We start from the raw sequence: 12,814 nt of genomic DNA, 5'->3' as shown, positions 1-12,814 counted from the left end.
ATGAATGTTACCGGAAATGATATCAAAGGCCATAATGCAGTATTTTCGTGTCCATTAAACCCGGTTTTAAGTGATTCACCTTAATAGATTTGTGTTGGCTGTTGCGTTAAGGGCAGGTATGCCGGTATTTTGATGGTCGGTAACTGGTGAGTTTTTTCCTGGTATGTAAAAATTCCAACTTACGCCGCCTACATATGTCTTGATATATGAAGTCAAGGCGTGGATAAATATAACGATTGCTACCATTTCTAATGACTCTTCAATCGTCGTTGCTATCACGTAGGATATATCCCCCGGTCCCGCTGTATAAACTATGTATCCCGCTAGCATTTCCACTCCGATGGCTCCTCCAATATAAATAGCGGCGGCTGCAACAAACAATTTTCTCATTGAAACAGGAAGGTGCAACACGAACTTACTGTAGGAAAAAAGAAATATCGCTACTAGAAAACCGATCGGCACAATCCAAGTAAAGTAAAGAAATCCTGTGGCATTTAGCAGGTTTCGCATCGGGTAAACCAGCTTTTCGTGCAATTGACCAATTTCGTCTAAAGATAAAAATAGAAATATGAAGGATAAAATTTTCCAGTGATTCTTATAGCGATCGCTATCCAACTTTTTCGCATAGGCGATCGAACCCAGCAAGAGAGAACTAAACAGCAATGTCAAAAATGAGTAGAAGGTTGGAATGTTCCCCTCGTAATCAACGTTGAATCCATTTGCTAAGAAGTCTCTAGACGGGTAATCCGGCAAGAAGTACATAGTCATCTGACTTAAGAAAGATAGTACAACTAGACAGGCGACCACTCGAAGCAGCAACTGGGTTACAGCCCCAGGAGCTAGAGGAATTTGGAATTTCATGTTTTTTTAACCTCTTCCTTAACCTATTGTTAAAGCTATGTTATCATAAAGCATCTTAATTTAGTATGTGTACAAACATAAAAGGCTCATTTTCGTTAATTTATTTTTTTGTATCTGTAAGATTACCGTAAGATTAAGAAATTTAGCAGACCTCGATCGCCCTTAATTTTCTTGTGGCTATATAAAAACCTTTTTGTTTCCTGAGATTTAAATTAGAGATAACCCAAAATGAAGCTGAAATCCTTACTACGGTTGAGTCGATATCTAAATTCGATCTATATCTGCCAAAAAAACTCGGCTTCAGGAAGCCGAGATCCCTCAGTACCGAGGATTTCTGTAATCAAAGGCGACCGCATCTCAATCGAGAGTGACAACTATGAGATGAAATAAGAGGTCGATCGAGTGATTTGCCGCCATTTGTTAACCTAGACTTTCCCCACCGAGAGCAAAATATTTCCTTGTCAAAGTCAATTAGCTTTCAGTCAATTGCTGATTTCCGAAGCTTTTGCTGCTTTACTTATTTTTCGTACCTGCGCGGCGTGTAAACCCAAACATCTCCATATTTGCGGGGAATAATCCGAGTTTGACTCGAACCGACAATCACTAAAGTTCTCATGTCAGCGTCTTGGGGCTGGAATTCGCCGAGGGTGCAAACCCGCACAGATTGACCGGGCCGGCCGAGGTTTCGCCCTAGTACGACGGGGGTTTTAGCATCGCGACTTTGCAACAAAATCTCGATCGCCCTTGCGAGTTGCCAAATCCGCTGTTTCGAGATGGGATTGTAAAATGCGATCGCGAAATCTGCGATCGCAGCAGCAGAAATCCGCTGTTCAATGACCTCCCAAGGCTTGAGAATATCCGAAAGCGAAATCACGCAAAAATCGTGTCCGAGGGGTGCTCCGATCGCAGCAGCGGCCGCCTGCATGGCTGAAATGCCCGGTGCCACCCGAATATCGATGCCTTGCCATTCGGGTTTGGCATCAAAGTCGATCGCCTCAAACACCGCTGCAGCCATCGCAAAAATACCCGGATCTCCCGACGAAACCACGGCGACAGATTTGCCCGATGCTGCTAAATCTAGGGCAAAACGGGCGCGATCGATCTCTTCGCGGTTGTCGGAATCGTGCCGCTTTTGCCCTTCCCGCAGGGTTCCAGCTAAGTCCAGATAAAATTTGTAACCCACCCAATCCGTGGCTTCGCGCAGAATTTCCTTAACCTCCGGGGACATCCAGGGCGCGCCTCCGGGGCCGGTACCGACGATCGCCAGTTTGCCGCGGCTAATGCCGATCGCCCTAGCATCAAAGGGTTGGGCGGCTAGGGCGATCGCGCAATTCAGGGCTAAAGTGCGATCGCATTCGATTAAGTGACTGTTTGCACCGGCTGCTGTCAGGGCAATTTGTGCGGCCTTATTTTCGATGAATTCAATTGAGTCTAATTCGACAAGTTCGGATAGATTGAAAAAGCGGACGGGGACTTTAAAATATTGTGAAACTGCTTCAAGTGCCGGATTTCCCATCTCATCTTTTAATGCAAAAAATCCCGCAACGGAAGCTGGGGCCAAACCTGCATTTTCCAAGACTTGCTGGACAAATGAAACCGCTATTTCTGGCTCAATATTCGATAGCTTTGTGAGTGCAACTGCTGCAATTTGCGGATGGTAAACTAAACAATCGGGCGTTGGCGCAATTGCTTTTTCGGTGACGCGGATCGTCAATTTTGCGTCGGGGGCGATCCTCTTCGTTGGCGTAGCCCCCGTAGGGGCGGGCTTCGCTAACGGCAAATTGCTCTCAGAAAGCCAGCTTGCAGCCCCTTCTAGGCGTACTTTTGCCCCGGCGAGCAAATTTGAAATAAAAGTCTTCGCGTCCTCTGGATTCGCTAAAGAATAGCCTTGGGGAGGACTCAGCAGCGCGGTGCGAAATCGAATATCTCCGGTGGTGGTAATTGCAGGTTGTACGCCCAGGGCGGCTGCAATCTCTCTGGCCAAATCATTAACGCCGTGCAAACCGCCCAGCAGCGGTACGACGGCGCTTCCGTCTTCTGCGACGGCTAAAACTGGCGGTTCGGCGCGTTTGTCTGACAGCAGCGGGGCGAGGGTGCGGATGATTATTCCGGCGGCGCAGATGGCGATGATTGGGGTTTCTGTTGCGAATAATTCCCGCAATGTTTCGCCGAAGTTGCTAAAGTTGATGTCTGTGTTGGAAGTGCGATCGATTAAACCGTAAATCTGGGAACCGGGGAAATGTGCGGAGATTTTTTTGGCGATCGGCAGGCTGTTTTGACCTAAGATAACTATTGCGGGAGGAACTCGAACCATTTTAGATTTTAGATTTTAGATTTTAGATTTTATGAGAGTTGCGACGGAAATTAGGAATTGATAATTGATAATTGGTAATGTAGGGGCGGGTTCGCCAAGGTCTGCAATACAACACCAGAAATCTACTAAACCCGCCCCACCCCCACCGAGGATGCTATCTAATATAATATAACCTAATTAAAACAGGCTACAATCAATAAATATTTCGAGGTTTGGCTGTGAAACGCATTGTCTTAATTGCAGGGTTTGAATCTTTTAATGCTGATTTGTACCGCAAAGCTGCCGAGTTGGCTGTTTCTGGCTGTCAGGGATTGGAAGTACGGGTTTTTAGCGATCGCGCCCTCGCAGACGAACCCGAAGCTGTAGCAGCCGCCCTCTTGAATGCTGATGTGTTTTTCGGGAGTTTGCTGTTTGATTACGATGCGGTAATGTGGCTGCGGGAAAGGGTGCAGAATATTCCGATTCGCCTGGTTTTTGAGTCGGCTTTGGAATTGATGAGTCTTACTCAAATCGGCGCTTTTAAAATTGGCGACAAACCGAAGGGAATGCCGAAGCCTGTTAAGTTTATTCTGGATAAGTTCAGCAATGGGCGAGAAGAAGATAAGCTGGCTGGTTATATCAGCTTTTTGAAGGTGGGGCCGAAGTTATTAAAATATGTGCCGGTGCAAAAAGTCCAGGATTTGCGAAACTGGCTGATTATTTATGGTTACTGGAATGCGGGCGGTGCGGATAATGTTGTCTCGATGTTTTGGATTATTGCCGAAAAATATTTGGGGCTGAAAGTTGCAGAAATTCCGCCGCCTGTGGAAACTCCCAATATGGGTTTATTGCATCCTGATTATAATGGTTATTTTGAATCGCCTCGGCAATATTTGGATTGGTATCTCGGTAATCAAATGAGTAGAAGCGGGCAAGATGCCCGTTCCACAAAAGAGGCTAGACATCTTGATAGAAAGGGTTATAACGGGCAAGATGCCCGTTCCACAAAATTTGAGACTAATTTGTCTGAAAATTTAGATCGGGTTTCTAACGGGCAAGATGCCCGTTCCACAAAATTTGAGACCAATTGGTCTCAAAATTCAGACAGAGGAAAATCCCCTGTTGTGGGCATCTTGCTTTACCGCAAACACGTTATCACCAAGCAGCCTTATATTCCTCAATTAATTCGCTATTTTGAAGATGCGGGAATTGTGCCTTTGCCGATTTTTATCAATGGCGTTGAAGGCCATGTGGCGGTGCGGGATTGGATGACGACTGCTGGTGAAACTGCGCGCCGAAAACAAGGCAATATTGAAACTCTTTCGCTTTCTAAAGATGCCGTGGAAGTTGATGCGATTGTTTCTACTATTGGCTTTCCTTTGGTTGGCGGGCCTGCTGGTTCGATGGAGGCGGGGCGTCAGGTGGAAGTTGCTAAACGCATTTTAACTGCTAAAAATGTACCTTATTTTGTGTCCGCACCTCTGCTGATTCAGGATATCCATTCTTGGACTCGTCAGGGGATTGGAGGTTTGCAAAGTGTGGTATTGTATGCTTTGCCTGAGTTGGATGGTGCGATCGATCCTGTTCCCCTGGGCGGTTTGGTGGGTGAGGATATTTATCTGGTTCCCGATCGGGCGAAACGCCTGACAAGTAGAATTAACAATTGGGTGAAACTACGTCAAACTCCGCCATCTGAAAGGAAAATTGCGATTATTCTCTACGGGTTTCCTCCCGGTTACGGGGCGGCGGGTACGGCTGCTTTATTAAATGTACCGAAATCGCTGCTAAATTTCCTGCACAAACTTCAAGCAGCAGGTTATACAGTTGGAGAAATTCCGGCTGACGGTGAGGAGTTAATTCGCAGGGTGAAAGAAGCGGATGAAGCTACTTGTGAGGGGCAAGATGCCCGTACCACAAAAGAGACTGTTAATGTCAAAACTTTAGAAAAATGGCTGGGCTATCTGTTAACAAGTCGTATCGAAAAACAGTGGAAATCTTTAACGGGTACTGGAATTAAGACAGACGGCGACGAGTTCCAAATCGGTGGCATTCAACTGGGCAATGTTTGGATAGGTTTGCAGCCGCCGCTGGGAATTTCGGGCGATCCGATGCGCTTAATGTTCGATCGCGATTTGACGCCTCACCCTCAATACGCTGCTTTTTACAAGTGGCTGCAAAATGATTTGCAAGCTGATGCTGTGGTTCACTTCGGAATGCACGGCACTGTTGAATGGTTGCCGGGATCTCCTCTGGGAAATACTGGCTATTCTTGGTCGGATATTCTGTTGGGAAGTTTGCCGAATCTTTATATCTATGCTGCCAACAATCCCTCGGAATCGATGTTGGCAAAACGGCGCGGTTACGGTGTTTTGATTTCTCACAACGTGCCGCCCTACGGCCGCGCGGGATTGTACAAGGAATTGATGGCTTTGCGGGATTTGATTGCGGAATATCGGGAAGATACGGCTAAGAATTATGTGCTGAAAGAGGCTATTTGTAAGAAAATTTTAGATAGCGGTTTGGAGGCTGATTGTCCGTTTGAGGATGCTCGAAAATTGGGGATTGCTTTTAGTTTTGAGAATGTGGGAATGTTCAGTGCTGATGCTTTTAACCGCTATTTGGTGAAGCTTTACGAGTATTTGCAGGTGGTGGAATCTCGCTTGTTTTCTTCGGGTTTGCACGTTCTTGGGGAACCGCCTAATTCTGAGGAAATGACCTCTTATCTTGAGGCTTATTTTGGGGAGAGGTTATCACAGGAACAGGTGCAAAAACTGGTTTTTGAAGAAAATGAACCGCAGAGGCGCAGAGGGCGCAGAGAGGAAGAGAAAGAGGGGTTGGGTGGGGTTTTTGAGGAGGGTTTGTTGGTGCGTGATTTGTTGTTGCAAACGACGGATGAGTTGACTAATCTTTTGCGGGGTTTGAATGGGGAATATATTCTGCCTGCACCGGGTGGGGATTTGTTGCGGGATGGGGCTGGGGTGTTGCCAACTGGCAGGAATATTCATGCTTTAGACCCTTATCGGATGCCTTCTCCTGCTGCTTATGAAAGGGGGCGCGAAATTGCTCGGAAAATTATCGACAAGCACCTTGAGGAACAGGGGAATTATCCTGAGACTGTGGCGGTGATGTTGTGGGGTTTGGATGCGATTAAAACGCGGGGCGAATCTATTGGAATTATGCTGGAATTGGTGGGGGCTGAACCTCTAAAAGAAGGTACTGGCCGCATTGTTCGCTATGAATTAAAACCGTTAGCTGAGGTCGGTCATCCCCGGATTGATGTGTTGGGAAATCTTTCGGGGATTTTCCGTGATAGCTTTGTGAATATTATTGAATTGTTGGATGATTTGTTCGTGCGGGCGGCGGATGCTGATGAACCGGAATCGGAGAATTTTATTCGCAAACACGCTTTGATTTTGCAGGCAAAAGGTGTGCAGAATTATTCGGCAAGGTTGTTTTCTAATCCGGCTGGGGATTTTGGTTCTTTGGTTAACGATAGGGTTGTTGATGGTAGTTGGGAATCGGGGGATGAGTTGGGGAAAACTTGGGAAAGTCGCAATGTTTTTAGTTACGGGAGGAAGGATAAGGGGGAAGCGAGGCCGGAGGTTTTGACTCAGTTGTTGCAAGGGTGCGATCGCATAATTCAAGAAATTGATTCTGTGGAATACGGTTTGACTGATATTCAAGAGTATTATGCGAATACTGGCGGCTTGAAGAAAGCCGCAGAAAAGCAACGCGGCAAAAAAGTCAATACCAGTTTTGTAGAAAGTTTTTCTCAGGATACAACTCCGCGCAATTTAGAAGATTTGCTGCGTTTGGAATATCGAACTAAGTTGCTAAATCCTAAGTGGGCTAACGCGATGGTCAATCAAGGTTCGGGCGGCGCTTATGAAATTTCGCAGCGGATGACGGCGTTAATTGGTTGGGGCGGAACGGCTGATTTTACTGATAGTTGGGTGTACGAACAAGCTGCGGATACTTATGCTTTAGATCAGGAAATGGCGCAGAAGTTGCGGGAGGCTAATCCTGAAGCTTTTCGCAATATTGTAGGGCGAATGTTGGAGGCTAACGGACGTGGTTTTTGGCAGCCGAATGCGGATAAATTACAGCAGTTGCGCGAGTTGTACGAGTTAACTGATGAGAAGATTGAAGGGGTGACAGTGTAGTTTTTTTAGTCTAAATATTTAGGGGCGGGCTAGAAGCCCAACCCCTACTCCCCACAATAGTTTCAAAATTTGTCAGGTGCAAGTTAGAGGCGCGGCTATTAAATACCCCGATCGCCCTGCGGTTTTGCTACAGGAACTGACGGTTTCTTGTTGGGAGAATTAAAAGCTCGATCGACCATATCTCCAAAGGGAACAAACTGCGGTGCAGCCGATGGAGCTCCGGTTCTGAACACTGCCACGGGCCCGCTGCCGTCTTGGGCAAAATTAATCAATTTCGTTAAAGCATCACCGGGATTTTTAGCATTGCGCTTGTCTAGGGTGAAAAGCAGATTTTGAGAGTTGCAGCGCCCCCGTCCGTTCACGTAACAAACTACTGGCAAGTTATTAACAATTCCTGTTGTTAACTGCAAGTTGCTCAATCTGCCGCCATTCTGGGCAACAGCTTTGGTCAATCTATTGGAAACAATTTGACAGCGCTGCCAAGGTGTATATTCCCGGCCGAACTCGGTAGATTTCCACAGAATCATTGGATCTGTCGTGACATTTCCCCGGCGCGCAATTGTGACAAAATTCCGACCGGAAGTAACGCACTGAAATGTTGTTCTAGTGCTATTCCAAGAGTTGCTGGCTGGATCTGCTTGCACTTGGCTTGCAAAGGCGACAGTACCGACGAAAACTAAAGCGGATGCTAATAAGGGTGCAGTCAATTTCATAATAACTCCTGCCGCTAAGGCAGCTAAATTTATTTAGGAAGTCATAGTTGTAGGGACAGGGCAGTGTCTATTGGTGTCAACTTAAGGTTAAACCGGTAGTCCGCCAGGGAATGAATTCCCTGCCTCAAAGCTAAAGTCCTCTAAAGAGGACTGAGAAAAAGACTGTTAAACTCATTAGTCCTCATAGCGAGGACTTTCGCTATTAGGCAGGGGTTTTAACCCCTGCCGGACTAGGGGTTTAACCTTAAGTTGTGACTAATAGGCAGTGTCCTGTCCCTACCTATTCAAATTCCGCTGGTTGGCTGTCGCACCCGGATATTTTTCAAATATTAAATCAGGTTAGTTGCACCTCATGTCTGTAGGTACATGGCAGTGTGGTGTGTTTATTTCAACACTTGGGAACGCGGCTTTAGAAACACGGCACAGCTTTTTCTTTGTTTCCAACACTTCGAGACTGTGGCACAAGTATCCTAGATAGTGTTTTTAGCTACATTCTGCAAAGCCACGACAGTCAACAATGGTAAGTAAAATTACAAAGGACAGCTCCGAAATTGGCTGGCAAATAACTTTTTATGAAACCTCGAATCATTGTTTGCGGGTTGGGGCACACGGGCCACAAGATTTTTTGTTTGTTGAGACAGCAAGGAGCGATTGTGGTTGGTATTAGCGATCGCCCAATTCGCGGCGAAACTTCTGATGTGGTTGTCGGTAATTTGCAAGCAGCTTCTACCTTGTTGACGGCAGGCATTCAAAACGCTCACACTTTAGTAATTGCAGGAGACGATGATGCTGTGAATTTGGCAATTTTGATGCAAGCGAGGATTCTCAATCCTCAGATTCGCATTATCAACAGATTGTTCAATACTAGCTTGGGCGACAGGATTGACCACACTTTGCCCGATCACACTTCCATGAGCGTTTCATCATTGGCTGCTCCGGTTTTTGCCTTTGCGGCTCTCGGCAATCAGGCGATCGGACAGTTGCGTTTGTTCGATCGCACTTGGCCGATTCACGAAGAATATATCGATGAAACACATCCTTGGAAAAATCGCAAACTGAGCGATTTGTGGGACGATCGATCGCGAATGTTGATTTATTATCTCCCGGCTGCTAACAAAACTGATTTAGTATCGGCGGTGCTTGCCGATCGGCAGTGTCAGCAGGGCGATCGGCTAATTGTTGCAACTCAGCCGACTCTCCACAGCCCCCAAAAAACTTTAACTCAAAAACTGCTCAAAACATTAACTAGGCTGCACAGATTTCAGCAGCACAGCCAAGCAGCAGTAATTGTTGTACTGACGCTGCTGGCCATGATTGCCGTTGCTACTGCCACCTATATTTGTGTTGACGAGCATATCTCAATTGTCGATTCTCTCTATTTTTCAGTAGGGATGATTACCGGAGCCGGAGGCCATGAAAAAGTAGCCGAACAAGCTCCCGAAAGCATTAAACTATTTACAATTGTCATGATGTTAGTTGGAGCCGGCATCATCGGCATCTGCTACGCACTGCTCAACGATTATGTATTGGGAACTCGCTTTACCGAATATTGGGATGTGGCGCGAGTGCCGCAGCGCCATCATTACATTATCTGCGGGCTCGGAGGAATAGGTATCCAAATTGCTAAAGAACTGCACACTAACGGTTACGATATTGTGGCGATCGAGCAAGATCCAAACTGCCGATTTCTGAGCACGGCTCGCTCAATGAAAATTCCGGTCATTCAGGGAAGTGCCAGTTTGCCCGCAACTTTGGAAGCTGCTAATGTTAAGCAAGCGGCAGCACTTTTGGCTGTTACTAGCAGCGATATGTCTAATGTCGAAATTGCCTTAAGCGCTAAAGGATTGGCGCCCAAACTATCAGTTATTGTCCGCAATCAAGACCCACATTTTGCTTTGATGGTGCAGCAAGTTTTTGAGTTTGAAGGAGTTTTGAACCCGACGGAATTGGCTGCTCCTGCTTTCGCGGCGGCGGCAATTGGAGGCAGAATTTTGGGTAACGGAATGACTGCTGACAGTCTCTGGGTTTGCTTGGCCACCTTGATTACGCCAAACCATCCTTTCTGTGGCCACCGTATTCAAGATGCTGCTAAGTCTGCTGATTTTGTGCCTCTTTATGTGGAAACTAAGTGTCAAACTCTCCACGGCTGGGATTTACTGAATTGTTGTCTGAGTACGGGGGATGTTTTGTATCTGACGATGCCGGCGAATCGGTTGGATCAACTGTGGAGAACGACCTCTGAACTAATTAAAACTTAATGGTTTTACGCGGGAATTTATATTGCCGATCGCTCAATTGCAACTACAAACCTGATAAAATGAGCCGTGTCTAGTAAATAAGACTTACGGCTAATCCTCAGAAATCCGGTTTCTTAGGGCAAGTTCTAGTATAAATAACCCACAGAGTGTCAATTAGTTGCGATGTAGAATGAGAAAATTTTTAGGATTAGTTGTGTTTGGCCTGATAATGGCGATCGCCTCTGTAGCTGTCGCCGCTCAACCTTTGTTTCTCGCTTATCCTCCCGCCAACCACAAAACTACAGCCGATCGCATCTTTTTAATCGGTACAGCGCCCGCACCGGGACAAGTTTTAGTAAATGGCAACCAAATTTCGCGCACGGCAGTCGGTCATTTCGCCCCGACTTTTCCGCTGCAACTCGGCGAAAATCTCTTTACCTTGCGTTACGAAAATCAGGAAGTCAAAATTAAGGTGACGCGCGAGTCTAATCAGCCGATAGCCCCTGTAGGATTGGCTTTTGCTAAAGATTCCCTGACGCCGAAAGTCGATGTCGCGAGTTTGCCGGGGGAATATATTTGCTTTGGGGCGATCGCACCGGCGAATGCTCAAGTTTCAGTAAAATTGGCGGGAGTTACTATTCCTTTAAAAGCGCGATCGCAAGTGGAACTACCCGATAACAAATCTGTACTGTTAGGTGAAAACTCCCCGATCGAAAAAGGCGGCAGCGAACAGTATCAAGGCTGCGGTAAAACCCCCCCCAACCCCCCCTTGCTAAGGGGGGGCAATGAGTCTAATGCCGCCTTGCCAACGGGGGGCAATGAGTCTAACTCCTCGCTACTAAAAGGAGAAAAAGTGGATTTGGGAGTGCCTGTATTTGAGCTAACAATGAACGGTCAAACTATCAGCCAACAAGGTACTGGCAAGATTTCTATTCTGTCTCCGGCGGATTTAGAAATAGCAGAAGTAACGGCCGATCCGGGTGTTGCCCGAACCGGGGCGAGTACAGATTTTTCTCGGATGACACCGCTGCCGAAGGGAACGCGAGCAACAATTATTGGGCGCGAGGGAGAATGGCTCAGACTTGATTACGGTGCTTGGATTAAAGCATCGGAAGTGCAAATTGTCAAGGATGCAGTGCCTCCGCGATCGATTATTCGCAGCGCGCGATCGCGTCAAGTTTCCGGCTGGACAGAGGTCTTATTTCCCTTAGAAACACCCGTCCCAGTCACCGTGCAGGAAGGAGAACGCACTTTCACCTTAACCCTGTACAATACCACCGCTCAAACTGACATTATTCGCCTCGACGATGACCCGGTAATTTCGCGTTTGGAATGGCAACAAATATCGCCACTGCAAGTACAATACACTTTTAATCTCAAATCTGCCCAGCAGTGGGGCTATAAATTGAGATACGACGGCACAACTTTAGTGCTGTCTTTAAAACACCCGCCGGTGAATACAAGCATGATGCCTGTGTCGCAAGCAAAACCGCTGTCGGGAATTAAGATTCTCATCGATCCGGGACACGGCGGGCCGCAGGATGGAGGTGCTGTGAGCCCAGTGGGAATTAGGGAAAAAACGGTAGCTTTAACGGTGTCGAAATTGGTGCAACAGGAATTGGTAAATCGGGGCGCGAATGTGCTAATGACGCGGGTAGAAGATGTCGATTTGGATTTGCCGCCAAGGGTGGAAATGATTCAAAAAGAAGAACCTGCGATCGCAATTTCAATTCACTACAATGCTTTGCCGGATAACGGCGACGCCATTAATACTAAAGGCGTCGGCGCTTTCTGGTTTCACCCGCAAGCGCACAGTTTGGCAATGTTTTTGCACAATTATTTAGTTGCCAAGTTGAACCGTCCGAGCTATGGTGTATTCTGGAACAACTTAGCCATGACTCGTCCTGCAGTTGCTCCATCTGTTTTAATGGAATTGGGATTTATGATCAATCCCGAAGAGTTTGAATGGATTGTGAATCCGACAGAACAGAAGAAGTTAGCCGCGGCGATCGCCCAAGGTGTTACCGAATGGTTTGCCTCTGTCAAATAACAGTTAGTAGTAAGGACTGAAGTCATTATAAAAAAAATTATAGTCAGGACTTCAGTTCAGCCAATCCAAGGAAATGAAATAATGCTAATTTTCACTCAATCAAAAGCCTTTTTTATTGCAGCCGTCGTTGCAAGTTTTAGCTTCTCACTTTACAGTTTTCCTGTTTTCGGCAAGCAGCAAAGTCTGGCTCCCGCAAAAGCAGAAGCTTTAAAAAAGCAAACTCAATGCTCGTTTATTACTGGTGAAGGTGGCGCTATTAACATTCGCAAAGGCCCAGGCAATCAGTACCCAGTTGTTGCTAAATTGAAAAGGGGAGACGGAGTTAGGGCTGTCAGCAGACAAGGTAAGTGGGTGAAAATTGCGGCCAGATTTTCAGGTAATCCTCCTAATGAAACTTTGACAATCCTTGACGGTTGGGTGAGCAATCAATTTATTAATGGCTGTTCCGAAGACCAATTTGACAGGTGGCGGAAATAGGGAATTTCCTAGGGGCGGGT

The 12,814-nt window shown here is 46.6% G+C and carries 7 protein-coding genes; 4 read left to right on the top strand and 3 right to left on the bottom strand.

What is annotated here, in order from left to right:
• Positions 1-75: 75 nt before the first annotated feature.
• Complete coding sequence (locus QUB39_RS17460; RefSeq protein ID WP_333485112.1) at positions 76-861, bottom strand: hypothetical protein; 786 nt, start codon at positions 859-861, stop codon at positions 76-78.
• A 517-nt stretch (positions 862-1,378) separates the two neighbouring features.
• Positions 1,379-3,175 carry a precorrin-3B C(17)-methyltransferase gene (gene cobJ / locus QUB39_RS17455; RefSeq protein ID WP_333485111.1) on the bottom strand — a complete coding sequence of 599 codons (1,797 nt, stop codon included), beginning with the start codon at positions 3,173-3,175 and terminating at the stop codon, positions 1,379-1,381.
• Between the two features lie 218 nt (positions 3,176-3,393).
• Between cobJ and QUB39_RS17450 the strand changes: the two genes are divergently transcribed.
• Entirely contained in the window at positions 3,394-7,317 is a 3,924-nt protein-coding gene (locus QUB39_RS17450) for a cobaltochelatase subunit CobN (protein WP_333485110.1), read from the top strand.
• Between the two features lie 98 nt (positions 7,318-7,415).
• Here the strand turns inward: QUB39_RS17450 and QUB39_RS17445 are convergent, their stop codons facing one another.
• A complete protein-coding gene (locus QUB39_RS17445) occupies positions 7,416-8,030 on the bottom strand; it encodes a COP23 domain-containing protein (RefSeq protein ID WP_333055779.1) in 615 nt (204 codons plus the stop codon).
• Positions 8,031-8,602: 572 nt separating this feature from the next.
• Here QUB39_RS17445 and QUB39_RS17440 point away from each other — a divergent pair.
• From QUB39_RS17440 to QUB39_RS17430, 3 genes are all read left to right on the top strand, one after another.
• Positions 8,603-10,288, top strand: a complete 1,686-nt coding sequence (locus QUB39_RS17440) for an NAD-binding protein (RefSeq protein ID WP_333211735.1) — start codon at positions 8,603-8,605, stop codon at positions 10,286-10,288.
• Between the two features lie 169 nt (positions 10,289-10,457).
• On the top strand, positions 10,458-12,317 hold the full coding sequence (locus QUB39_RS17435) for an N-acetylmuramoyl-L-alanine amidase (RefSeq protein ID WP_333055777.1): 1,860 nt from the start codon (positions 10,458-10,460) through the stop codon (positions 12,315-12,317).
• 81 nt (positions 12,318-12,398) lie between these two features.
• Positions 12,399-12,794, top strand: coding sequence for an SH3 domain-containing protein (locus QUB39_RS17430; RefSeq protein ID WP_333055776.1), 396 nt, complete (start codon positions 12,399-12,401; stop codon positions 12,792-12,794).
• Positions 12,795-12,814 lie beyond the last annotated feature (20 nt).

The organism is Microcoleus sp. AT8-B5 (genome assembly GCF_036705565.1).
GTDB lineage: Bacteria > Cyanobacteriota > Cyanobacteriia > Cyanobacteriales > Microcoleaceae > Microcoleus.
The sequence above is the reverse complement of the archived record's forward strand: the minus strand, read 5'-3'. Positions and strand labels throughout refer to the sequence as shown.

Bases quoted from the DNA above. Each gene is read 5' to 3' on its own strand.
- QUB39_RS17460 (WP_333485112.1), bottom strand. From the start codon at position 861: ATGAAATTCCAAATTCCTCTAGCTCCTGGGGCTGTAACCCAGTTGCTG.
- cobJ (WP_333485111.1), bottom strand. From the start codon at position 3,175: ATGGTTCGAGTTCCTCCCGCAATAGTTATCTTAGGTCAAAACAGCCTG.
- QUB39_RS17445 (WP_333055779.1), bottom strand. From the start codon at position 8,030: ATGAAATTGACTGCACCCTTATTAGCATCCGCTTTAGTTTTCGTCGGT.
- QUB39_RS17440 (WP_333211735.1), top strand. From the start codon at position 8,603: ATGAAACCTCGAATCATTGTTTGCGGGTTGGGGCACACGGGCCACAAG.
- QUB39_RS17435 (WP_333055777.1), top strand. From the start codon at position 10,458: ATGAGAAAATTTTTAGGATTAGTTGTGTTTGGCCTGATAATGGCGATC.
- QUB39_RS17430 (WP_333055776.1), top strand. From the start codon at position 12,399: ATGCTAATTTTCACTCAATCAAAAGCCTTTTTTATTGCAGCCGTCGTT.